General features: G+C 63.8%; 22 protein-coding genes. 13 read left to right on the top strand and 9 right to left on the bottom strand.

The window, feature by feature from the left end; translation table 11 throughout:
- Positions 1-220: 220 nt before the first annotated feature.
- The 3 genes from glnA (at position 221) to BM382_RS21305 (ending at position 2,894) form a co-directional block, all read left to right on the top strand.
- A complete protein-coding gene (gene glnA, locus BM382_RS21315) occupies positions 221-1,627 on the top strand; it encodes a glutamate--ammonia ligase (protein ID WP_011058761.1) in 1,407 nt (468 codons plus the stop codon).
- A gap of 137 nt (positions 1,628-1,764) precedes the next feature.
- Positions 1,765-2,319: a chorismate mutase gene (locus BM382_RS21310; protein ID WP_072443835.1), complete on the top strand. Its 555-nt coding sequence runs from the start codon at positions 1,765-1,767 to the stop codon at positions 2,317-2,319.
- Between the two features lie 68 nt (positions 2,320-2,387).
- Positions 2,388-2,894: a DUF4124 domain-containing protein gene (locus tag BM382_RS21305; protein ID WP_072443833.1), complete on the top strand. Its 507-nt coding sequence runs from the start codon at positions 2,388-2,390 to the stop codon at positions 2,892-2,894.
- A gap of 3 nt (positions 2,895-2,897) precedes the next feature.
- On the opposite strand, the gene BM382_RS21300 is transcribed toward BM382_RS21305, so the two are convergent.
- Together BM382_RS21300 and BM382_RS21295 are read right to left on the bottom strand one after the other, a co-directional pair.
- A complete protein-coding gene (locus BM382_RS21300) occupies positions 2,898-4,085 on the bottom strand; it encodes a CaiB/BaiF CoA transferase family protein (protein WP_072443832.1) in 1,188 nt (395 codons plus the stop codon).
- A gap of 35 nt (positions 4,086-4,120) precedes the next feature.
- Entirely contained in the window at positions 4,121-5,842 is a 1,722-nt protein-coding gene (locus BM382_RS21295; protein ID WP_072443830.1) for an acyl-CoA dehydrogenase family protein, read from the bottom strand.
- Between the two features lie 110 nt (positions 5,843-5,952).
- Here BM382_RS21295 and BM382_RS21290 point away from each other — a divergent pair, with 110 nt between their 5' ends.
- Positions 5,953-6,852, top strand: coding sequence for a LysR family transcriptional regulator (locus tag BM382_RS21290; RefSeq protein WP_011058756.1), 900 nt, complete (start codon positions 5,953-5,955; stop codon positions 6,850-6,852).
- A 157-nt stretch (positions 6,853-7,009) separates the two neighbouring features.
- Entirely contained in the window at positions 7,010-8,422 is a 1,413-nt protein-coding gene (locus tag BM382_RS21285) for an MFS transporter (RefSeq protein ID WP_015633834.1), read from the top strand.
- Here BM382_RS21285 and BM382_RS21280 read toward each other — a convergent pair.
- Positions 8,405-9,499 carry a bifunctional transcriptional activator/DNA repair enzyme AdaA gene (locus BM382_RS21280; protein WP_072443829.1) on the bottom strand — a complete coding sequence of 365 codons (1,095 nt, stop codon included), beginning with the start codon at positions 9,497-9,499 and terminating at the stop codon, positions 8,405-8,407. The genes BM382_RS21285 and BM382_RS21280 overlap by 18 nt on opposite strands.
- Before the next feature lie 371 nt (positions 9,500-9,870).
- Between BM382_RS21280 and glnL the strand changes: the two genes are divergently transcribed.
- Entirely contained in the window at positions 9,871-10,956 is a 1,086-nt protein-coding gene (glnL, locus tag BM382_RS21275; RefSeq protein ID WP_011058753.1) for a nitrogen regulation protein NR(II), read from the top strand.
- A complete protein-coding gene (ntrC, locus tag BM382_RS21270; RefSeq protein ID WP_011058752.1) occupies positions 10,953-12,389 on the top strand; it encodes a nitrogen regulation protein NR(I) in 1,437 nt (478 codons plus the stop codon). The genes glnL and ntrC overlap by 4 nt, the downstream gene beginning before the upstream one ends.
- A gap of 684 nt (positions 12,390-13,073) precedes the next feature.
- Here the strand turns inward: ntrC and BM382_RS21265 are convergent.
- Positions 13,074-13,514 carry a hypothetical protein gene (locus BM382_RS21265; protein ID WP_011058751.1) on the bottom strand — a complete coding sequence of 147 codons (441 nt, stop codon included), beginning with the start codon at positions 13,512-13,514 and terminating at the stop codon, positions 13,074-13,076.
- Here BM382_RS21265 and trmL point away from each other — a divergent pair.
- A complete protein-coding gene (gene trmL, locus BM382_RS21260; protein ID WP_011058750.1) occupies positions 13,513-13,968 on the top strand; it encodes a tRNA (uridine(34)/cytosine(34)/5-carboxymethylaminomethyluridine(34)-2'-O)-methyltransferase TrmL in 456 nt (151 codons plus the stop codon). The genes BM382_RS21265 and trmL overlap by 2 nt on opposite strands.
- Positions 13,969-14,063: 95 nt before the next feature.
- Here trmL and secB read toward each other — a convergent pair whose 3' ends face one another.
- Genes secB through BM382_RS21245 form a run of 3 tightly spaced genes read right to left on the bottom strand, consistent with a single transcriptional unit; the run spans position 14,064 to position 15,253 of the window.
- On the bottom strand, positions 14,064-14,543 hold the full coding sequence (gene secB / locus BM382_RS21255) for a protein-export chaperone SecB (protein ID WP_011058749.1): 480 nt from the start codon (positions 14,541-14,543) through the stop codon (positions 14,064-14,066).
- 42 nt (positions 14,544-14,585) lie between these two features.
- Positions 14,586-14,840, bottom strand: a complete 255-nt coding sequence (gene grxC / locus BM382_RS21250; RefSeq protein ID WP_011058748.1) for a glutaredoxin 3 — start codon at positions 14,838-14,840, stop codon at positions 14,586-14,588.
- Positions 14,840-15,253 carry a rhodanese-like domain-containing protein gene (locus BM382_RS21245; RefSeq protein WP_011058747.1) on the bottom strand — a complete coding sequence of 138 codons (414 nt, stop codon included), beginning with the start codon at positions 15,251-15,253 and terminating at the stop codon, positions 14,840-14,842. The genes grxC and BM382_RS21245 overlap by 1 nt, the downstream gene beginning before the upstream one ends.
- 164 nt (positions 15,254-15,417) lie before the next feature.
- Here BM382_RS21245 and gpmI point away from each other — a divergent pair, with 164 nt between their 5' ends.
- From gpmI to BM382_RS21220, 5 genes are all read left to right on the top strand, one after another.
- A complete protein-coding gene (gpmI, locus tag BM382_RS21240; RefSeq protein WP_072443827.1) occupies positions 15,418-16,959 on the top strand; it encodes a 2,3-bisphosphoglycerate-independent phosphoglycerate mutase in 1,542 nt (513 codons plus the stop codon).
- Between the two features lie 166 nt (positions 16,960-17,125).
- Positions 17,126-18,040 (top strand): DUF1460 domain-containing protein, encoded by a 915-nt coding sequence (locus BM382_RS21235; RefSeq protein ID WP_015633831.1) that lies wholly within the window; start codon positions 17,126-17,128, stop codon positions 18,038-18,040.
- 174 nt (positions 18,041-18,214) lie between these two features.
- Positions 18,215-19,501 carry a murein hydrolase activator EnvC family protein gene (locus BM382_RS21230; RefSeq protein ID WP_019093876.1) on the top strand — a complete coding sequence of 429 codons (1,287 nt, stop codon included), beginning with the start codon at positions 18,215-18,217 and terminating at the stop codon, positions 19,499-19,501.
- 31 nt (positions 19,502-19,532) lie between these two features.
- The gene (locus BM382_RS21225) at positions 19,533-20,843 is read left to right on the top strand and encodes a S41 family peptidase (protein ID WP_072443825.1); all 1,311 of its coding nucleotides are present in this window, start codon (positions 19,533-19,535) and stop codon (positions 20,841-20,843) included.
- Between the two features lie 115 nt (positions 20,844-20,958).
- Positions 20,959-21,765, top strand: coding sequence for a divergent polysaccharide deacetylase family protein (locus tag BM382_RS21220; RefSeq protein WP_011058742.1), 807 nt, complete (start codon positions 20,959-20,961; stop codon positions 21,763-21,765).
- Positions 21,766-21,803: 38 nt separating this feature from the next.
- Here BM382_RS21220 and BM382_RS21215 read toward each other — a convergent pair whose 3' ends face one another.
- Positions 21,804-22,559, bottom strand: coding sequence for a substrate-binding periplasmic protein (locus BM382_RS21215; RefSeq protein WP_015633828.1), 756 nt, complete (start codon positions 22,557-22,559; stop codon positions 21,804-21,806).
- Positions 22,560-22,622: 63 nt separating this feature from the next.
- Entirely contained in the window at positions 22,623-23,393 is a 771-nt protein-coding gene (gene hisF, locus BM382_RS21210; protein ID WP_015633827.1) for an imidazole glycerol phosphate synthase subunit HisF, read from the bottom strand.
- Positions 23,394-23,398 lie beyond the last annotated feature (5 nt).

Here is a 23,398-nt window from a genome sequence, read left to right as displayed (position 1 = left end):
CATTTATTGGCAAAGACGCTACATTGCAGTGCGCCGAATGCCGGCATTCAACCCAATACGTCGCAGAAAGCGTGATTTTGGGGCAGAAAACCCATCTCGGGGCACTGGCATGCAATTTGCTCCCTTGTGAGGCAGGTTGCCATGGCAGAGTATTCGCGCCGGCATCACCCACATTCTAAGGGCACTCCAACACCAAGCCCGAAGCCACCCGGAGGACACTATGTCGAAGTCGGTTCAACTCATCAAAGATCATGACGTCAAATGGATTGATCTGCGCTTCACTGACACCAAGGGCACTCAACATCACGTGACCATGCCGGCTCGTGATGCGCTGGATGAAGACTTCTTCGAAGCTGGCAAGATGTTCGACGGCTCCTCCATCGCTGGCTGGAAAGGCATCGAAGCCTCCGACATGATCCTGATGCCGGACGACGAAACCGCCGTACTGGACCCGTTCACCGAAGAACCGACCCTGATCCTGGTGTGCGACATCATCGAGCCTTCGAGCATGCAGGGTTACGATCGTGACCCACGTGCCATCGCCAAGCGCGCCGAAGAGCACCTGAAAGCCACCGGTATCGGCGACACCGTATTCGCCGGCCCAGAGCCAGAGTTCTTCATCTTCGACCAGGTGAAATTCAAGTCCGACATCTCCGGCTCCATGTTCAAGATCTACTCCGAACAAGGTTCGTGGATGTCCGACCAGGACATCGAAGGCGGTAACAAGGGCCACCGTCCAGGCGTCAAGGGCGGCTACTTCCCGGTTCCACCGTTCGACCACGACCACGAAATCCGTACCTCCATGTGCAACGCACTGGAAGAAATGGGCCTGACCGTCGAAGTTCACCACCACGAAGTGGCGACTGCCGGCCAGAACGAAATCGGCGTCAAGTTCAACACCCTGGTGAAGAAGGCCGACGAAACCCAGACCCTGAAGTACGTGGTGCACAACGTGGCTGACGCCTACGGCCGCACTGCCACCTTCATGCCCAAGCCTCTGTACGGCGACAACGGCTCGGGCATGCACGTCCACATGTCGATCTGGAAAGACGGCAAGAACACCTTCGCAGGTGAAGGCTATGCCGGCCTGTCCGATACCGCCCTGTACTTCATCGGCGGCATCATCAAGCACGGTAAGGCCCTGAACGGCTTCACCAACCCGGCGACCAACTCCTACAAGCGTCTGGTGCCAGGCTTCGAAGCCCCGGTCATGCTGGCCTACTCGGCGCGCAACCGTTCCGCTTCGATCCGTATTCCTTACGTGTCGAGCCCTAAGGCCCGCCGTATCGAAGCCCGTTTCCCGGACCCGGCTGCCAACCCGTACCTGGCCTTCGCTGCCCTGCTGATGGCCGGCCTGGACGGTATCCAGAACAAGATCCACCCTGGCGACGCTGCTGACAAAAACCTGTACGACCTGCCGCCTGAAGAGGCCAAAGAGATCCCACAAGTTTGCGGCAGCCTGAAGGAAGCCCTGGAAGAGCTGGACAAAGGTCGTGCGTTCCTGACCAAAGGCGGCGTTTTCAGCGACGACTTCATCGACGCCTACATCGCCCTGAAAAGCGAAGAAGAAATCAAGGTACGTACCTTCGTACACCCACTGGAATACGAGCTGTACTACAGCTGCTGATCCGGTAACGCCGGCGCAAGCCGCGTGATCAAGAGGCCTCCTTCGGGAGGCCTTTTTTTATGCCCGCGCATTTGCCCTGCCCGGGGTGGTTGCGTGCATCATGGGCGCCGTCTCCCCATCAGCAGCCGAGCCCGCCCATGACTTCGCGCCTCAACCTGTGCCTCGCCCTGACTTGCAGCCTGTTCGCCACCGCCGCCTGCGCCAGTGACGCCCCGCCCGCCCTCGCCCCGCTGCTGCAGAGCATCGGCGAACGCCTGGCGATTGCCGATCAGGTGGCCCTGAGCAAATGGGACAGCCACAAGGCCGTGGAAGACCGCCCGCGGGAACAACAGGTGATCGCCGGGGCAACCGCCCAGGCCGCAACCTATCACTTGAGCGAAGAAACGGTTGGGCAGTTCTTCACCGCCCAGATCGAAGCCAACAAGCTGGTGCAATACGCCCGACTCTCGGCCTGGCACTTGCAAGGCCGGGCACCGGACACTCCGCGCCAGGACCTGGCCGGGCAGATACGCCCCCAACTTGATCAGTTACAAAAACGCCTGCTGCAGCAACTGGCCGACTTCAGCCCGCAGCGCACCGACCGCCAATGCCCGCAATGGCTGGCCCGGGCCAATCAGGCCAGCAGCAGCGACCCACTGCGACGACTGGCGATGGTTCGTGCCACGGCAGAGTTATGTGTGTTCAAAGGTTAACGGCGCCTGCGCCACGCGCAGCAGCACCTTATGCTGGAGCCTTTCAGGCACCCGCCAGGATCTGCGAGATGCGCCTCGTCATTGCTTGCCTGCTGTGGATCAGCGCATTGCCAGCCGGCGCGCAGATCTACCAGTACACCGATTCGGCCGGTAATCGCGCCTATAGCGACCAGCCGCCGGGAACATCGTACCGGCAGATTGAAACGCCCGCGCCGAATCGCCTCCCCAGCCCGGCCACACCGGCGCCACATACGCCGGCAGCACAACCTGCCAGCACCCTTCAGGCCTACGAACGCCTGCAACTGAGCGGCGTACCGGAGCACGGTGCCTTGCGCGCCAACAACGGCAGTTTCAGCGTGCAGGTGGAGTTGCAGCCCAGCCTGCGGCCCGGCCACCGTCTGCGCCTGCTGCTGGATGGCCGGCCCTATGGCCAGGCCGGCCAGGGGCCCGAGCTGCAACTGGTGAATATCGACCGTGGCCAGCACCGGTTGGCGGTGCAGGTGCTGGCTGGCGACAAGGTCCTGCAACAGAGCCCGGCCATCAGCTTCACTCTGCTGCGGGCCCGCCGCCCCTGAGCCTCAACCGTGCACCACGCCGCTGGCCAGCAGTGCGGCGATGGTCGGTTCATCCAGGCCCAGCCCCTGCAATACCGCCCGGGTGTCCTGCCCCAGGCTCGGCGGCGCCGTACGGTAGCTGGCCGGCGTGCGCGACAACTTCACCGGCGAACCTATGCCCCGGTAGCCATCGAGTTCCACCAGCAGCCCGCGATGCCGGGTGTGGGGATGAGCCACCACCTGGTCGACGGTGGCGATCGAACCACAAGGCACCCCCAGGCCGATCAGCCGCGGGGCCAGCAACGCGCCGTCGTGTGCCGACAGGTAATGCTCCAGTTGCTGCTTCAAGGCCTCGCGGTTGACCGAGCGCTGGCCGTTGTCGGTAAAGCGCGGGTCCTCCAGCAACGCGCCGGCCCCCAGTTCCTGGCACAGCCGGGTGAACTGGCGGTCGTTGCCCACCGCCAGGAAAATCGGCTCGCCAGCGGTGCGGTAGCTGTCGTAGGGAGCAATGTTGGGATGGGCGTTGCCCGTGCGTTTGGGCGTCTGGCCGGCGGCGAAGTAGTTCGGCAGGTGCGGGTGCAGCAGGGACACGCCGCAGTCGTACAGGGAGATGTCCAGTGACTGCCCGAGGCCGCTGCGCTGGCGCTCGTTGAGGGCCAGGAGAATCCCCGCCAGGGCATTCAGGCCGGTGACCATATCGACAATCGGCAGGCCGATGCGCAACGGCCCGCCGTCGCCTTCGCCGTTGACGCTCATCAGCCCGGCCATGGCCTGGATCACCGCGTCGTAACCCGGTAGCCCGCCCAGCGGGCCATCGGCGCCAAAGCCGGAAATCCCGCAGTGGATCAACGCCGGAAAACGCTGGCTCAGCACCTCCTGGTAACCGATGCCCCAACGCTGCAGGGTGCCCGGCTTGAAGTTCTCGATCAGCACGTCGGCGCCTTCCAGCAACTGCATCAGCAGGGCCAGGCCTTCGGGGCGCGACAGGTCGACGGCGATCCCCTGCTTGTTACGGTTGATGCCGCGAAAATACGCCGCGTCATCACCTTCGAAAGGCGGCCCCCAGCCCCGGGTCTCATCGCCGCTCAAAGGTTCCAGCTTGATCACCTCGGCGCCGTGGTCGGCCAGGGCCTGGGAACAGTAGGGGCCGCCCAGCACACGGCTGAGATCGATGATTTTCACGCCCGCCAGGGCGCCTTGGGCAAACGTCATGGATGTACTCCGGCAGATCGGACAAGGACGGCCATTCAGGCCGGCAGCAATTGCATGGCCTGGGCCTGGGACAGCGGGCTTTCATTGGCCAGGCGCACCAGCAGCTCGGCATCGATCACCGGCTCCAGGCCCAACGGATCGCGCGGCAACACCTTGTGCACCAGCACCAGGTGAGCCAGGGCCAGGCGCCGATGGTCCGAACCCTGGCGCGCGGCCTCCCAGGCCATGAAGATGGCGCTGGCCAGGTGATAGAGAACGCTGCCCACCTGCCGCACCTGCTCGTCCCGGCGCTGCTGCGCCACGGCATGGAAGCCGGTCACGGTGCGCAACAGGGCCGAATCGAACAGCCGGCGGCTCGCCGGTGGCAAATCGGCCTCGGCCAGCAGCCCGGCCAGATAGCCCTGCAACGGCTCCAGCGCCTGCTCCCGAGTCACCGCCCGGGCAATGTCCAGGGCGACGATGTTGCTGGTGCCCTCCCAGATCGACCCCAGGTGCGCATCGCGCACCAGCCGGGCATCGCTCCACTCCTCGATATAGCCAACCCCGCCGCGCACTTCCATGGCATCGCCGGTCACCCGGCGGGCATCACGGCAGGCGCGGAACTTGATCAGCGGCGTAAGGATCCGCACGCACTTGCGCGCCGTCTCATCGCCGCCATCGGCCCGGGGCAGCAAGCTGGCGATCTGCATGAACATCGAGCGCGCCTGTTCGGCGGGCAGCATCATCTTCAGCAACTGGCGCTGCATCAGCGGCATTTCGATCAGGTGCTTGCCGAAGGCCCGGCGCTGGCGGGCGATGTACAACGCCTCGCTCAGCCCCCGGCGCATCAGCCCCGCCGCGCGCACGCCATTGGACAGGCGCGACATGTTGATCATGTCGGCCATCTGCTGAAAACCGCGGCCGACCTCACCGATCAGGTAGGCCGTGGCGCCTTCCAGGGTGATCTCGCCACTGGCCATCGAGCGGCTGCCCAGCTTGTCCTTCAGGCGCTGGATCCGGTAGTGGTTGCGCGAGCCGTCGGGCAGCACCTTGGGCAACAGGAACAGGGTCACCCCGGCCATGCCCGGTGGTGCGTCTTCCGGGCGCGCCAGGACCATGGCCAGGTCGGCATCCGGGTTGGAGCAGAACCACTTCTCACCGAACAGGCGCCATTGGCCATCTTCCAGCCGGGCCCGGGTTTCGGTGCGCGAAACGTCGGAACCGGCGGCCTGTTCGGTCATGAACATCGCCCCCTGGAACAGCGTCTCGAAATCCTGGGACTGCAACTGCGGCAGGTAGCGCGCCACCAGTTCCGGCGTACCGAACTTGCACAGGGTGCGGGTCAGGGAGTCGGTCATGCTCACCGGGCAGCACAGGCCGAACTCGGCCTGGACGAACAGGTAGGTCAGGGCGTACTTGATCAGCGGCGGCGGGCCTCCGGGCTGGTGGCTCATGGCAGCCAGCCCCAGTTCGGCAAAGGCCACCCGTTCCAGGGTGACGTAGTCCGGATGCTTGGCAATGCTTTGCAGGTTCTCGCCGCGGCGGGTGCGCAGTTGCAGCACCGGGGGATTCTTGTCGGCGCTCAGGGCCAGCACATCCAGCTCGCCACCGGCCCGGGCGCCCAGGTGCTGCAAGGTGGGCAACCACTGCTGGTAGACCGCCGAGGGCAGGTAGACCTGGAGCAGCGCGGCCAGGCCGGCGTCGCACTCGAACAGGTTGATGCCGCGGCTGTCGGGGATGTTGAGGCTGTCTTCAATGGGGCGGGGCTCGGCGGTCATGGCGCGTCTCCTGTTTTTTGTAGGCCGAGACTAGAGCCGCCATCGATAAGTATCTAATACAAAATCAATCAACTACGATAAGAAATCCATATCGTAGAACCGGAGTCGCCATGGACCTCAAACAGTTGCGCTACTTCGTCGCGGTAGCCGAAGAACTGCATTTCGGGCGGGCCGCGAACCGTCTGTGCATTTCCCAGCCGGCCCTGAGTTTCGACATCAAGAAGCTTGAGGGGCAACTGGAAGTCCAACTGCTCAATCGCAACAACAAGTCCGTGAGCCTGACCAACGCCGGCCAGGTTCTGCTGGACGAGGCCCGCTACCTGCTGCTGCGTGCCGACCAGGCGCGGCACCTGACCCAGCGCTCGGCGGAAGGCTTTGCCGGGCGCCTGAGCCTGGGTTTCGTCAATTCGATCCTGCACCGCGGGCTGCCCGAGGCGGTCAAGGCCTTCGAACAGCAATACCCGGAAACCGAAGTGGTGCTGATGGAAATGAACAGTGCCGACCAGACCCAGGCCCTGCAACGCGGCCAGATCGACATCGGTTTCGTCCATGGCAGCACCTTTGCCGCCGGCATCCACAGCGAACCGCTGCTGGCCGAGCCGTTCCTCTGCTGCCTGCCCCAGAGCCACTCGCTGGCCACCCAGGCGCGGATCGACCTGGCGCAACTGGCCAATGACGATTTCATCCTGTTTCCGCGGGCGGTCTCGCCGCACTACCACGACCTGATCATTTCCCGCTGCGTGGCGGCCGGGTTCAGCCCGCGCATTCGCCACGAGACGCGGCTATGGCAAACGGTGGTGGCAATGGTGGCCCACGAGATGGGCGTGGCGCTGGTGCCCCAGACCCTGGCCATGCTCGGCCAGCCGGGCGTGCATTACGGCGAGCTCGAAGGCTCCGGCGCGCCTTCGCAGATCCAGGCGATCCGCCTGGAGGACAAGCCTTCGGCGGCGGCCGAAAGCTTTCTCGGGCTGCTCAAGTCCCTGATCAAACCGGCCGCCGGAGGGCGCTGAGCGTTGGGGCGCGATACGCAATCACGTATCAAACCATAAGATTTAATCATTATATTTTTCGATTCCTGCCTGTATAGGCTCCCAGCGGTCGGACCTTGCCAGAGGTCCATGCGCCCGATCAGGGGCGCATATAACAATAAAAACGCAGGAATTGAACATGAACGCTGCCCAGGATGCCGCTGCCCACAAGAAAGCCCGCAAGGCGGGTATCGCCTCATTCATCGGCACCACCATCGAGTGGTATGACTTCTACGCCTACGGCATCGCCGCCGCCCTGGTGTTCGGCAAGGTGTTCTTTCCCGCCGACCTGCCCCCCGGCACGGCCACCCTGCTGTCCTTCCTGACCCTGTGGGCCGGGTTCATCGCCCGCCCCGTCGGCGGCATCATCTTCGGCCACATGGGCGACAAGATCGGCCGCAAGACCACCCTGGTGATCACCCTGATCATGATGGGCCTGGCCACCACCTGCATCGGCCTGCTGCCCAGCTACCTGCAGATCGGCGTCTGGGCCCCCATTGCCCTGGTGACCCTGCGCATCATCCAGGGCATCGCGGTGGGCGGCGAATGGGGCGGGGCGATCCTCATCGCCAGCGAAAGCGCGCCCAAGGGCAAGGGCATTCTCTATGCCGCCTTCGCCCAGCAGGGTTCGCCGGCCGGCAACCTGCTGGCAACCCTGGTGTTCTTCGGCCTCAGCGCCCTGCCGACTCCGGACTTTCTGCTCTGGGGCTGGCGCATTCCGTTCCTGCTGTCGGCGGTGCTGGTGATCATCGGCATGGTCATCCGCCTCAAGCTGGAAGAATCCGATGACATGAAGCGCCTGATGGAGCAGAAAAAGACCGTCAAGCTGCCGATTCTCGAAGTCCTGCGCGACCACTGGCGCCTGGTACTGCTGGGGGCCGGGGTGCTGCCGATCATCCACGTCACCTATTTCAAGAGCACCTTCGCCCTGTCCTGGGCCACCAAGGAGCTGGGCTACAGCCAGGGCAGCTTCCTCAGCGTGATCGTCATCGCCCTGGTGGTGCAGTTCATCACCCAGCCCCTGGGTGCGGTGCTGGTTTCACGCATGGACATGCGCAAGGCCATGGTGCTGATGGTGGTGCCCGAGCTGCTGCTGATGCCGGCGATGTTCTTCGCCGTGGAGACCGGTCACTACTGGATCGCGGTGCTGGGCATGTGCCTGGCCACGGTGCCGCACTCGATGTTCTATGGCGCGGTGGGCGGCATCCTGGCGCGGGCGTTTCCGACCCGGGTGCGCTACAGCGGGCTGTCGATCTCCTATCAGCTGTGTTCACTGCTGGTGGGCGGCGCCACGCCGGTGCTGGCCCAGAGCATCCTCAATGGCACCGGCAGCATCATCGGCGTGGCCATCGCCTCGGCCTGCTACGCCCTGGTCTCGCTGGCATGCATGCTGGCCCTGCTCAAGCGCATCGGCCATAACGCCGCCGAACTGTCCACGGCGGAACAGGCGGATGCCGACGAACTGGCGCGCCAGACTGGCGCCCAGCCACCTGTGGACAAGGTTTCCCGGCCCGACCCGGTGCCAGGCAGCGAGCTACAGCCCGCTCGCTGATGCACCCTGCAAGTGGTGCAGGCGCCGCTCATGCTCCAGCAACCAGCGCTTGCGCCACAGACCACCGCCATAGCCGATCAGGGAGCCATCGGCGCCAATCACCCGGTGGCAGGCAATGACAATGGAAATCTGGTTCGCGGCATTGGCCCGGGCCACCGCGCGCACCGCTGAGGGCGAGCCGACCTGCCGCGCCACCTCGGCGTAGCTGCAGGTGGTACCCAGGGGAATGGCCCGCAGCGCCTGCCAGACGGTACGGGTAAAGGGCGAGGCGCTCATCGCCAGCGGTGTGGCGAAGTGCACCGCCTCGCCGGCGAAGTAACGCTGCAGTTCGGCCTCGATCTGGTCGATGGGGGCAAAACGCCCGAAACCTATGCTCGAACCGCTGCTCTTCTGCAGGTTCTGCAACTCATTGGCCAGTGCCGGGCGGTCGAAGAATTCCAGCAGATGCAGGACCTGGGCGTCGGCCACCGCCAGCATCACGCCGATCGGGGTCTGCAACCAATCGACCTTGAGCAGTTCCCGCCCCCGCAGGTTCGACGGCGGCTGGCCCGCCAGGCGGCTGAAGGCGTGGCGAAAGCCGCTGTCGGAGTCGAAGCCGGCGCTGATCTGCGCCTCGATCACCGGCTCTCCCGAGGCCAGTTGCTGCATGCCCTGGCCCATGCGACGCAGGCGCGCCATTTCCAGGAAGGTGACGCCGAAATAGCGCTTGAACGCACGGCGCACGGTGGATGGGTCCAGCCCCTGGGCGACCAGGTCGTCCTCGTACCAACGGCGTTCCGGGTCGCGGCCCAACTGCTCGAGCAAGGTCTGCACCCAGGGCTCCTGGACCCCGGCCCGCTCCAGCGGACGACAGCGCAGGCAGGCGCGGAACCCTGCTTCGACACAACCCTTGATGGAGCCGAAGAACACCGTGTTCTCGCGCTTGGGCTTGCGTGCAGCGCAGGTCAGGCGGCAGAACACGCCGGTGCTCTTCACCCCGACAAAGGCAAAGCCTTCATAGGCCGGGTCCCGTGCCAGCAGCGCCTGGTACAGGGTGTCGTCATCGGGAAGCTGGAACAGCAGAGGGGCATTTTCCATGGCCGCATCCTAAACCTTGAAGCATCGGGTTCGAGCACTCTAAACCCGCCCTTTGCCCCGCGCCGCTGAAAAACGGGCGTTGATTCTTCTATCAAGGCGCGCCCATCGAGCGCCGCTCAGATTCATGCACTATATTGGTGCAATGCCTTGCACTCAGGTGCCAATACCAGCCCATTTTGGTTCGAAAATACCCGCCAGAGCTGGCAAAACGCCACAGAATCAGGCTTCAAACGCCTGTTTCAGGGCATGCGCGCTTCTTTTCGGAGCCTTGGTTTGGTTTTTGCATTTTCTCCACCACAGCGCCTTAGCCGCGCGCGCACTTCGGGACCGGCCCCGGATTGTCTTGCTTCAAAAGAGGTCACCATCTACCCATGACCATCAGCGACCCACTGCACCGCCTGCTTCTGGACAACCTGACCACCGCCACCATCCTGCTCAATGCCGACCTGCGCCTTGAGTACATGAACCCGGCGGCGGAAATGCTCCTGGCCATCAGCGGCCAGCGCAGCCATGGGCAATTCATCAGCGAGCTGTTCACCGAATCCGCCGAGGCCCTGAGCTCCCTGCGCCAGGCGGTGGAGCAGGCGCACCCCTTCACCAAGCGCGAAGCCATGCTCACCGCACTGACCGGCCAGACCCTGACCGTCGACTACGCGGTGACGCCGATCCTCAGCAACGGCGACACCTTGCTGCTGCTGGAAGTCCACCCCCGGGACCGGCTGCTGCGGATCACCAAGGAAGAGGCCCAGTTGTCCAAGCAGGAAACCAGCAAGATGCTGGTGCGCGGCCTGGCCCATGAAATCAAGAACCCCTTGGGGGGCATTCGCGGCGCCGCACAGTTGCTGGCCCGGGAGCTGCCCGAGGAAAGCCTCAAGGACTACACCAACGTCATCATCGAAGAAGCCGACCGCCTGAGGAACCTGGTGGACCGCATGCTCGGCTCGAACAAGCTGCCATCCCTGGCCCTGACCAACATCCATGAAGTGCTGGAGCGGGTCAGCAGCCTGGTGGAAGCCGAAAGCCAGGGCTGTATCACCCTGGTGCGCGATTACGACCCGAGCATTCCCGACGTGCTGATCGACCGCGAACAGATGATCCAGGCGGTGCTCAACATCGTGCGCAACGCCATGCAGGCCATCAGCAGCCAGAATGAAATGCGCCTGGGGCGCATCACCCTGCGCAGCCGCACCATGCGCCAGTTCACCATCGGCCACGTGCGCCATCGCCTGGTGAGCAAGATCGAGATCATCGACAACGGCCCGGGCATCCCCGCGGAACTGCAGGACACCCTCTTCTTCCCCATGGTCAGCGGCCGCCCGGACGGTACCGGGCTGGGCCTGGCCATCACCCAGAACATCATCAGCCAGCACCAGGGTCTGATCGAATGTGACAGCCATCCCGGCCACACCACGTTCTCGATCTTTCTGCCACTGGAACAAGGAGCCCCATCGACATGAGCCGTAGTGAAACCGTGTGGATCGTCGATGACGACCGTTCTATCCGTTGGGTCCTGGAAAAAGCCTTGCAGCAGGAAGGGATGACCACCCAGAGCTTCGACAGCGCCGACGGGGTGATGAGCCGCCTGGCCCGCCAGGCCCCGGACGTGATCATTTCCGACATTCGCATGCCCGGCGCCAGTGGCCTGGACCTGCTGGCACGGATTCGCGAGCAGCACCCGCGCCTGCCGGTGATCATCATGACCGCGCATTCGGACCTGGATAGCGCTGTCGCCTCCTACCAGGGCGGTGCCTTCGAATACCTGCCCAAGCCGTTCGATGTCGATGAAGCGGTGTCGCTGGTCAAGCGCGCCAATCAGCACGCCCAGGAACAGCAAGGCCTGGAAGTGGCCCCGACCCTGGCTCGCACCCCGGAGATCATCGGCGAAGCGCCGGCGATGCAGGAGGTGTTCCGCGCCATCGGGCGCCTGAGCCACTCCAACATCACAGTGCTGATCAACGGCGAGTCCGGCACCGGCAAGGAGCTGGTAGCCCATGCCCTGCATCGCCACAGCCCGCGGGCGGCTTCGCCGTTCATCGCCCTGAACATGGCGGCGATCCCCAAGGACCTGATGGAATCCGAGCTGTTCGGCCATGAAAAGGGCGCGTTCACCGGCGCGGCCAACCTGCGGCGCGGGCGCTTCGAGCAGGCCGACGGCGGCACCCTGTTCCTCGACGAGATCGGCGACATGCCAGCCGACACTCAGACCCGCCTACTGCGGGTTCTGGCCGATGGCGAGTTCTATCGGGTCGGTGGCCATACCCCGGTCAAGGTCGATGTACGCATCATCGCCGCGACCCACCAGAACCTGGAAACCCTGGTGCACGCCGGCAAGTTCCGTGAGGACCTGTTCCACCGCCTCAACGTGATCCGCATCCATATCCCGCGCCTGTCGGACCGTCGTGAAGACATCCCGACCCTGGCCAGGCACTTCCTCAGCCGCGCCGCCCAGGAGCTGGCGGTGGAACCCAAGTTGCTGAAAAACGAAACCGAGGAATACCTGAAGAACCTGCCGTGGCCGGGCAACGTGCGCCAGCTGGAGAACACCTGCCGCTGGATCACCGTCATGGCCTCGGGTCGCGAGGTGCATATCAGCGACCTGCCACCGGAGTTGCTGAGCCTGCCCCAGGATTCAGCGCCGGTCACCAACTGGGAACAGGCCCTGCGCCAATGGGCCGACCAGGCCCTGGCCCGCGGGCAATCGAACCTGCTGGACAGCGCGGTACCGAGTTTCGAGCGGATCATGATCGAGACCGCCCTCAAGCACACCGCCGGCCGCCGCCGCGATGCCGCGGTCCTGTTGGGCTGGGGGCGCAATACCCTGACCCGCAAGATCAAGGAGCTGGGGATGAAGGTCGACGGTGGCGACGAGGATGAAGGCGAGGAAGGCTGAAGCCCCGGCGCGGCATGTAGGAGCTGGCTTGCCAGCGAAGAGGCCCTTGAACCTTGCAGTGCGCCCACAGGCGCTTTCGCCGGCAAGCCGGCTCCTACGATGAGGATGTGCGTGCACCAGGATGGGGTGCATGCACTGCCCGAAGGCGCGCTGCAGTGCCATCCAGCCCGGGTACAACCCGGGCCTCAGCTCTGAAAAGCCCTCCGTCGAAAACGCAAAAGCCCCGGATTACGGGGCTTTCGGCTTTTTATCCCAGCAATCAACGCCTCTGCAGCCAAAACTGGCACGCCACCTGCAATAACCCAGTCACTACCCAGTTTCGGGGACCTTGGTACAGGCAGGCCGGGGATTCCCCTCTTTAACACCAGGCTCGGCACGCATATCGCGACGGCCAAAGGTTTCGGGAACCCCAGTACAGGCAGGCTGGGACTTCCCTCTTTAACACCAGGCCCACCCCGCTCACAGCGACGGGCCAGGCTTTCGGGAACCCCGGTACAGGCAGGCCGGGACTTCCCTCTTTAACACCAGGCCCATCCCGCGCATCGCGACGGGCCACGCTTTTGGGGACCCTGGTACAGGCAGGCCGGGAATCCCCTTCTTTACACCGGGACTCATCGCCCTCGTGGCGCTCAGCCCCTCCCGCTTTTGGGGGCCTTGGTACAGGCAGGCCGGGGTTTCCCTCTTTTATTCCTCCCGCAGGTGGATCGCCAGGCGCCAGCGCCCCTCCACCTCGCTCCCGTCCCACTGGCCCCGCAGCGGCCGCGCGGCCACCAGGTTCAGCAGCAGGCCCTGGTCCGCCCGGCGCACCCGCCAGTTCACATTGCGCTGATTGACCTGCAACTGGCCCTTCTGTGCCTGCCCCTGGGCATCGAACAGCAGCGCCACGGTGCCATCGATGTGTTCCCCATGGAGCTTGGGCTCATGGTTGAACCACAGCACCAGCCCATCGGGCGCCACCTCGACCTGCTGCAACGCCACCGGATCAGGCTGGGTGAGGCGGCCGATCATCAGCCCTACCATCACCCCGACAATCGCCAGGGAGCCGAACACCCGCAGCATTAGCTTCGGTCGCGAGTACGCTTCAGGCGTAGAATGCAGCCTGTCTTTCTCTTCGGAGCCGTGCATGTTTCACGTCATCCTCTTTCAACCAGAAATTCCGCCGAATACCGGCAACGTTATCAGGCTGTGCGCCAACAGCGGCTGCCACCTGCATTTGATCGAGCCGCTGGGTTTCGAAATGGACGACAAGCGCCTGCGCCGCGCCGGCCTCGACTATCACGAATACGCCACCCTGCAACGCCATGCCGACCTTGCCAGTTGCCTGGAAAGCCTCGGCCACCCGCGCCTGTTCGCCTTCACCACCAAGGGCTCGCGCCCCTTCCATGACGCAAGCTTCCAGGAGGGCGACGCCTTCCTGTTCGGCCCCGAGAGCCGGGGCCTGCCGGCGGACGTGCTGGACGCCCTGCCCGGCGAACAGCGCCTGCGCCTGCCCATGCGCGAAGGCTGCCGCAGCCTGAACCTGTCCAACACCGTGGCCGTGGCGGTCTATGAAGGCTGGAGACAGTTGGGGTTCAAGTAGAGCCGGGGGTTCGCGGGCAAGCCCGCTCCTACAGGTTTTGCCCGAGCATGAAAAAAGCGCCGTTACAGGCGCTTTTTTCGTACCGCAACCCGCACTTACTGAACGGTGTTTTCGCCAGCGGACTGCAGGCGTTGCAGCTCTTGGGCGTACAGCGCATCGAAGTTCACCGGGGCCAGCATCAGCGCCGGGAACGAACCGCGGGTCACCAGGCTGTCCAGCGCTTCACGAGCGTAAGGGAACAGGATGTTCGGGCAGAAAGCACCCAGGGTGTGGCTCATGGAAGCCTCATCCAGGTTCTTGATCAGGAAGATACCGGCCTGCTGGACTTCAGCGATGAAGGCCACTTCGTCGCCGTTCTTCACGGTCACGGACAGGGTCAGCACCACTTCGTGGAAGTCGGCTTCCAACGCTGTCTGGCGGGTATTGAGGTCCAGGCCGACGCTAGGTTCCCACTGCTGACGGAAGATCGCCGGGCTTTTCGGCGCTTCGAAGGACAGGTCACGCACGTAGATACGCTGCAGGGAGAATTGCGGTGCGCTTTCGTCGTCGGCAACGGTGTTCTGTTGGTCAGTCATCTCAGAGTCCTTCTTGATCTTGGGTCTATAGGGTTGGGAATTTCAGGCCGCTAGCAGCGCGTCGAGCTTGCCGGCACGCTCCAGGGCGAACAAATCATCACAGCCACCTACGTGGGTGGCGCCGATCCAGATCTGCGGCACGGACGTACGCCCGGCCTTCTGGGCCATCTCGGCGCGTACCTGGGGCTTGCCATCGACCTTGATCTCTTCGAAGGCTACGCCTTTGCTCGCCAGCAGATGCTTGGCGCGCGAGCAGTAAGGGCAGTAATCACTGGAGTAGACGATGACCTTGGACATTACTTCACCAATGGCAGGTTATCGGCCTTCCAGCTGGCCACGCCGCCGGACAGCTTGGCCGCGGTGAAACCGGACTTGAGCAGCTCGCGGGCGTGGGTGCCGGCGTGCTGACCCTGAGCGTCCACCAGGATGATGGTCTTGGACTTGTGCTTCTCCAGCTCGCCGACACGGGCGGCCAGCTTGTCCTGGGGAATGTTCAGTGCACCGACGATATGGCCGGCGGCATAGTCCTTGGATGGACGGATATCGATCACGACGCCCTGCTCGCTGTTGACCAGCGCGGTCAGTTCACGGGTGCTGAGGCTGCGGCCACCGCGGCTCAATTCATGAGCGATCAACAGAGCCAGCAGGATGGCGAAGGCGCCGACGAGCAAGTAGTGTTCAGTGGCGAATTGAATCAGGTGAGCAACCATCTAAGGAGGTTCCAGGGCGTTAAAATGTCGGCCAGTATACACAGCCCTCCGGGTCGACCAAACCCCGCCCGGCGGTGACTCCACCGGAACTTCGCTTTAAACTGCCACTCCCTTTTTCAACACCTCCCTTTCATCTCTTTCCTATCCAGCCACGAGTGGACGCCATGACTACCACGCCTAAACCTTTGGTCCTGATGATTCTGGATGGCTTCGGTCACAGCGAAAGCCACGAATCCAACGCCGTCTATGCGGCCAAGAAGCCGGTCCTGGACCGCTTGTGTGCCAGCATGCCCAACGGCCTGATCTCGGGTTCGGGCATGGATGTCGGCCTGCCGGACGGGCAGATGGGCAACTCCGAAGTCGGCCACATGAACCTCGGCGCCGGCCGCGTGGTGTACCAGGACTTCACCCGGGTGACCAAGGCCATCCGTGACGGTGAGTTCTTCGAGAACCCGACCATTTGCGCGGCCGTGGACAAGGCCGTGGATGCCGGCAAGGCGGTGCACATCCTCGGCCTGCTGTCCGACGGCGGCGTACACAGCCACCAGGACCACCTGATCGCCATGGCCGAACTGGCCTTCAAGCGCGGCGCCGAGAAGATCTACCTGCATGCCTTCCTCGATGGCCGCGACACCCCGCCCAAAAGCGCCCAGTCGTCCATCGAACTGCTGGACGAAACCTTCAAGACCCTGGGCAAGGGCCGCATCGCCAGCCTGATCGGCCGTTACTTCGCCATGGACCGCGACAACCGCTGGGACCGTGTGGCCCAGGCCTACAACCTGATCGTCGACGGCCAGGGCCAGTTCAACGCCGCCACCGCCCAGGAAGGCCTGCAAGCCGCCTACGCACGTGAAGAGAGCGACGAATTCGTCAAGGCCACCACCATCGGCGAACCGGTCAAGGTCGAGGACGGCGATGCCGTGGTGTTCATGAACTTCCGCGCCGACCGTGCACGGGAGCTGACCCGGGTCTTCGTCGAAGACGGCTTCAAGGACTTCGAACGCCCACGCCAGCCTAAGCTGGCCGGCTTCGTCATGCTCACCCAGTACGCCGCCAGCATCCCCGCGCCATCGGCCTTTGCCCCGGGCAGCCTGGAGAACGTGCTGGGCGACTATTTGGCGAAAAACGGCAAGACCCAACTGCGCATCGCCGAGACCGAGAAGTATGCCCACGTCACCTTCTTCTTCTCCGGTGGCCGCGAAGAGCCGTTCCCGGGCGAGGAGCGCATCCTGATCCCGTCGCCGAAAGTCGCCACCTACGACCTGCAGCCGGAAATGAGTGCCCCGGAAGTCACCGACAAGATCGTCGACGCCATCGAGCACCAGCGTTATGACGTGATCATCGTCAACTACGCCAACGGCGACATGGTCGGTCACAGCGGCGTGTTCGAGGCGGCGGTCAAAGCCGTGGAATGCCTGGACCTGTGCGTCGGACGTATCGTCGACGCCCTGGAAAAGGTCGGCGGCGAAGCCCTGATCACCGCCGACCACGGCAACGTCGAGCAGATGTCCGACGAATCCACCGGCCAGGCCCACACCGCCCACACCACCGAGCCGGTGCCATTCATCTATGTCGGCAAACGCGCCTTGAAAGTCCGTGAAGGTGGGGTTCTGGCGGACGTGGCGCCCACCATGCTCAAGTTGCTGGGCCTGCCCAAGCCCACGGAAATGACCGGCACGTCGATCCTGGTGGACCCGGCGCACTGATCCCTCCAGCTCGCCATTGCAGGCAAAAACGCCCGATGCAACCGTCGGGCGTTTTTCATGGTGGCCTTGCACAGGGCGAATCAGGGCCATGGAAGTAAAAGCAGACAAGCGCCGGGCACTTATTGAATAATGATTATCGTTATCAATAACAGCAGAGAGAATCTCCATGAACAAGACGGCTACGCTGCTTCTGGCCTCCCTCCTGTCAGGCTGTGCAAGCCAGATTCCTGCTCAACAGCCGGTGGATGCCAGTGCCCTCGCACAGCAACACAGCCCGGTGGAAATGGATGCTCAGACCGCCGATAAATTGAAAGCACTGCTGAAGATCCAGCCTCCTCGGGGCTCTACCGACATAGGCCAGATGAACGACCTGATTTCCCGGGAGTTCCTGCACACGCCTTACGCGGCGAACCGGCTGCACGGCTCCGCAACCCTGGCCGAGAAGCTGGTGGTCGACTTCAGGGGCCTGGACTGCTTCACCTACCTGGATTACGTCGAGGCCTTGCGCCAGTCCAGCGACGAGGCCGGCTTCATCAACAACCTGGTGCAGATTCGCTACGTAAACGGCGATATCAACTTCCTCAACCGCCGCCACTTCTTCACCGATTGGGCCCATGCCGGGCAACCCATGGCCGAGGATGTGACCGCCCAGCTGAGTGCGAACGCGGTGACCGTGGCCAAGCGCCTCAATCAAAAGGCCGATGGCGGCCGCTACCTGCCCGGCCTGCCCGTGGCCGAACGCGACATCACCTACATTCCCAGCGCATTGATTGACCAGCATCTGCTCAGCCACCTGCGAACCGGCGACTACATCGGCATCTATACCCACCTCTCGGGCCTGGACGTCACCCATACCGGGCTGTTCATCCAGACGGCCCAGGGCCCGGTCCTGCGCAACGCCTCCTCGAAAAAGGACCAGGGCGCGGTGATCGACTCGCCCTTCATGGAGTACGTTCACAACGTCCCGGGAATCGTGGTCCTGCGGGCCCGGCAAGACAGCCAGGCCGGCCAGGATGCCTCGGCCGCGAAGGCCGGCACCCAGGCACTGCAGCATCAGGCTCGTTCGCCCGCACAAGGTTGATCGGCGCCGCCGCCCCAGGCCACGGCGGCGGCACGCTGATAGCAAATGGCCCAATAACGGTCCGGAAACGGCTTTTTATGACGAACGCCTCAAAGCAGTTGGCTTTGAGGCGTTTTTTTTGCAGCGATGGGCGGGCATACTAGGCCGTCCCTTTCCCTGGTGTCGCCCGCCTCTATGCTTCGCGCCCTGATTACCCTTGCTCTGATCTGCCTGCTCCAACCGGCTTTCGCCGACGAGCGCGCGCAAACCCAACAACAGTTGGACGCCACGCGTCAGGACATTGCCGAGCTGAAAAAGCTGCTGGGCAAGCTGCAGGAAGAGAAGTCCGGGGTGCAGAAAGAACTGCGCGGCACCGAAACCGAGATGGGCAAGCTGGAAAAGCAGGTCGAAGCCCTGCAAAAAGAGCTGAAGAAAAGCGAATCCGAGCTGCAGCGACTCGATGAGGAGAAAAAAAAACTCCAGAGCGCGCGCACTGAACAGCAACGACTGATCGCCATCCAGGCCCGCGCGGCCTACCAGAACGGGCGCCAGGAATACCTCAAGCTGCTGCTCAACCAGCAGAACCCGGAAAAATTCGCCCGCACCCTGACCTATTACGACTACCTGAGCCAGGCACGCCTGGAGCAGTTGAAGAATTTCAACGAGACCCTGCGCCAGCTGGCCAATGTGGAAAAGGACATCTCCCTGCAACAGGCCCAGTTGCTGGTGCAGAAGAGCAGCCTCGACACCCAGCGCGAAGAACTCGACAAGGTGCGCAAGGAGCGCCAGCTGGCCCTGGCCAAGCTGAACAACGATGTGAAGGCCCGTGACGACAAGCTCAAGGCCCGTGAACAGGACCAGGCCGACCTGGCCAAGGTCCTGAAAACCATCGAGGAAACCCTGGCCCGCCAGGCCCGCGAGGCAGAAGAAGCGCGCCAGAAAGCGCTGATCGCCCAGCAGGAAGCCGAAAAAAAGCGCTTGCGTGAGGCTCAGGCCGACGCCAGCGATGAACCGCGCAAACCCGCAAGATCAAGCCCTGGAGCCCTGGTTTCCAGCGCTGGCCCTTCCTATGGCGGGGCATTTGCTTCAGCCCGGGGAAAACTTCCATGGCCCGTTGATGGTCGACTACTGGCACGCTTTGGTGAAACCCGTGGCGACGACTCCCGCTCCAAGTGGGACGGCGTGATGATCAGCGCCGCCGCCGGCAGCCAGGTGCACGCCGTGCACGGTGGCCGGGTAGTGTTCGCCGACTGGCTGCGCGGCGCCGGCCTGCTGGTGATCCTCGATCACGGCAACGGTTACCTGAGCCTCTACGGACACAACCAGACGCTGCTCAAGGAAGCCGGCGACGTGGTCAAGGCCGGAGAGTCCATCTCCACCGTCGGTAATAGTGGCGGACAGGACACTCCTGCGCTGTACTTTGCAATTCGTCAGCAGGGCCGCCCCAGCGACCCGGCACAGTGGTGCCACGCGCAAGGATAAGCGCTGCATCTAAATTAGGAGTTCGTTCGACATGCTGCATTTGTCCCGCCTTACCTCGCTGGCCCTGACGATCGCCCTGGTGATCGGAGCGCCTCAGGCGTTTGCCGCCGAAACCGCTCAAGCAGCAACCGCCGCGACCACCAAGGCGCCCTTGCCGCTGGAAGAGCTGCGCACCTTCGCCGAGGTCATGGACCGCATCAAGGCAGCGTATGTCGAACCCGTAGACGACAAGACCCTGCTGGAGAATGCCATCAAGGGCATGCTCAGCAACCTCGACCCGCACTCTGCCTATCTGGGCCCGGAAGACTTCGCCGAACTGCAGGAAAGCACCAGCGGCGAATTCGGCGGCCTGGGCATCGAAGTCGGCGCCGAGGACGGCTTCATCAAGGTGGTCTCGCCCATCGACGACACCCCGGCATCCAAGGCCGGGATCCAGGCCGGCGACCTGATCGTCAAGATCAACGGCCAGCCGACCCGTGGCCAGACCATGACCGAAGCCGTGGACAAGATGCGCGGCAAGATCGGCCAGAAGATCACCCTGACCCTGGTGCGCGACGGCGGCACGCCGTTCGACGTGACCCTGGCCCGCGCCACCATCCAGGTGAAAAGCGTGAAGAGCCAGCTGCTGGAGTCGGGCTACGGCTACATCCGCATCACCCAGTTCCAGGTCAAGACCGGCGAGGAAGTCTCCAAGGCCCTGGCCAAGCTGCGCAAGGACAACGGCAAGAAGCTCAACGGCATCATCCTCGACCTGCGCAACAACCCGGGCGGCGTGCTGCAAGCCGCGGTGGAGGTGGTCGACCACTTCATCACCAAGGGCCTGATCGTCTACACCAAGGGCCGCATCGCCAACTCCGAGCTGCGCTTCTCCGCCACCGGCAAGGACGAGAGCGAAGCCGTGCCGATGGTGGTGCTGATCAACGGCGGCAGCGCCTCGGCTTCGGAAATCGTCGCCGGCGCCCTGCAGGACCAGAAACGCGCGGTGCTGATGGGCACCACCAGCTTCGGCAAGGGCTCGGTGCAGACCGTGCTGCCGCTGAACAACGACCGTGCGCTGAAGATCACCACCGCCCTGTACTTCACCCCCAACGGTCGCTCGATCCAGGCCCAGGGCATCGTTCCGGACATCGAAGTGCGCCGCGCCAAGATCACCAGCGAGGCCCAGGACGGCGAGTACTTCAAGGAAGCCGACCTGCAGGGCCACCTGGGCAACGGCAACGGTGGTGCCGACAAGCCAAGCGGCTCGTCGAGCAAGGCCAAGCCGATGCCGCAGGATGACGACTACCAACTGGCCCAGGCGCTGAGCCTGCTCAAGGGGCTGAGCATCACTCGCGGCAAGTGATTGAACCCTTCGCCGGCAAGCCGGCTCCAACAGGAGCTGGCTTGTGTAGGAGCTGGCTCGCCAGCGAAGCGCCCGCCAGGGCGCCCATTCCCCTAAAGGCCTGATTCCTATCCCCATGATTTCCCGCTGCTCACTGCTGTTGCGCTCGCTCCAGGCCCCGCTGCTCACCCTGCTGTGCCTCTTGCCCCTTGCGACCCAAGCCGCCGAACCCACAGCCGCTGCGCCCAAGGCCTACCTGAGCCTGATCATCGACGACCTCGGCCAGAACCTGCCCCGTGACCGCCGCGTACTGGCCCTGCCCGGCCCGGTCACCACGGCGATCATGCCTGACACGCCCCACGCCGCCGAATTTGCCCGCGAGGCCCATCGCGCCGGCAAGATCGTCATCCTGCACATGCCCATGGACCCGGCCACCGGGCCGTTCGCCTGGCACCCCGAGCTGCCCATCGAAGAGCTGCAAAAACGCCTGGAAGCCGCCTTCCAGGCCGTGCCCTACACCAGCGGCATCAACAATCACATGGGCAGCCGCATGACCGCCCAACCCCAGGCCATGGCCTGGCTGATGGCCGACTTGCAGCGGCGACACAAATTCTTCGTCGACAGCCGCACCAGCGCCCAGACGGTGGCCGCCGCCGAAGCGCAGAAGATCGGTCTGGCCAGTGTTTCCCGGGATGTGTTCCTGGATGACGAACGTACCGAAGCGGCGATCAGCCAACAGTTGCAGACCGCGATCAAACTGGCGCGCAAACAGGGTTCGGCGGTGATGATCGGCCACCCTTATCCACAGACCCTGGCAGTGCTCGAACGTGAGCTGCCCAGGCTCAAGGCCCAGGGCATCGAGTGGATCGATATCAAGTCGATGATCAGCCTGCGCAGTAACAAGGCCATGGCCGGGCATGGCAAGAACGGGGTTTATCGCTAGAGGCCTTCGCCACAGGAGCTGGCTTGCCAGCGAAGCGCCTACAGGTAACGCCCCATGATCTCTTCCACCAGCCCCTCTTGGCGCATCTGGTCCAGGGCCGCCTGGAGCTTGGCCACCACCTCATCGGAGACATCCTTGTTCAGGGCCAGGTACAGCTCGGCGCTGTTGAAGCGCAGCACGGTCTTGAGGCCGCTGATGCCCTCCTGCTTGGCCAGGTAGCGCCCGGCCGGGTCGCCGGTGGCCCAGAGGTCGATCTGCCCCGCCACCAGCTTCTTGGCATTGTCCTGGTCCCGCAGCACCACCTGGGGTGCCAGGCCCTGCTTGGTCAGGGTCTCGGCAATGGCATCGCCCTTGTAGGCGCCGATCTTGTACTTGCGCGCCTGCTCCAGGGATTCGAGGGTGATCTTGCTGCCGGCCTTGGCCAGCATGATCCAGTCATCCGGGCCAATGGGGCCGACCCACTTGAACAGCGGCTCGCGGTCCGGCAGGCGCGCCATGACGAACACACCATAGCCCGGCTGTTCCAGCGCCATCTTGTAGATACGCTCCCAGGGGAAACGCAGGGTCAGGCTGTAATTGATTCCGGCACGCTTGAACATTTCGCGGACGATATCCACGGCGATGCCGTCGATATTCTCGCCCTGGGCGAAGTTCTTGCCGTTCTTGGCCATGTTGTAGGGAGGGAAGTTTTCCGTCAGCAACACCAGGGAGGTGTCGGCGGGTTCATCAGCGCGGGCGAGGCCGCAAAGAACAAGCGAAGCGCTGGCGACAACCACTAGAAGACGTTTGAACATGACGGGCTACCGGAATCCATGGCGTGCTCAAGAGTGCCGTGAGCACGCCATGCTGTCCAGTGGCTACCGCACAACAATCCCGCGCTGAGCCATATAGGCCTTGGCCTCGGGAACCGTGTATTCGCCGAAGTGGAAAATGCTCGCCGCCAGCACTGCGCTGGCATGGCCTTCAATGATGCCGTCGGCCAGGTGCTGGAGGTTGCCGACACCGCCGGAGGCGATCACCGGAATCCCCAGGGCATCGCTGATGGCCCGGGTCACGCCCAGGTCGAAGCCGTTTTTCATGCCGTCCTGATCCATGCTGGTGAGCAGGATCTCGCCGGCACCCAGGCCTTCCATCTTCTTCGCCCACTCCACCGCGTCCAGCCCGGTGGGCTTGCGCCCGCCATGGGTGAAGATTTCCCAGCGCGGGGTTTCACCCGGGCCGGAGACCTTCTTGGCGTCGATGGCGACCACGATGCACTGGGAGCCGAAGTGCTGCGCCGCTTCGCCGACGAACTCCGGGTTGAACACTGCTGCGGTGTTGATCGAAACCTTGTCCGCGCCGGCATTGAGCAGGTTACGGATGTCCTGCACGGTGCGCACGCCACCGCCCACGGTCAGCGGGATGAACACCTGGCTGGCCATGCGCTCGACGGTATGCAGGGTGGTATCACGCCCATCGACGCTGGCGGTGATGTCGAGGAAAGTGATTTCGTCGGCACCCTGCTCGTCGTAGCGACGGGCGATTTCCACCGGGTCACCGGCATCACGGATGTTCTCGAACTTGACGCCCTTGACCACCCGGCCGTTGTCCACGTCCAGGCAAGGGATGATGCGTTTGGCCAGTGCCATGGCGA

Source organism: Pseudomonas sp. NFPP25 (assembly GCF_900116505.1).
Taxonomy (GTDB): Bacteria; Pseudomonadota; Gammaproteobacteria; order Pseudomonadales; family Pseudomonadaceae; genus Aquipseudomonas; species Aquipseudomonas protegens.
This window is presented reverse-complemented; position numbering and strand designations above follow the sequence as displayed.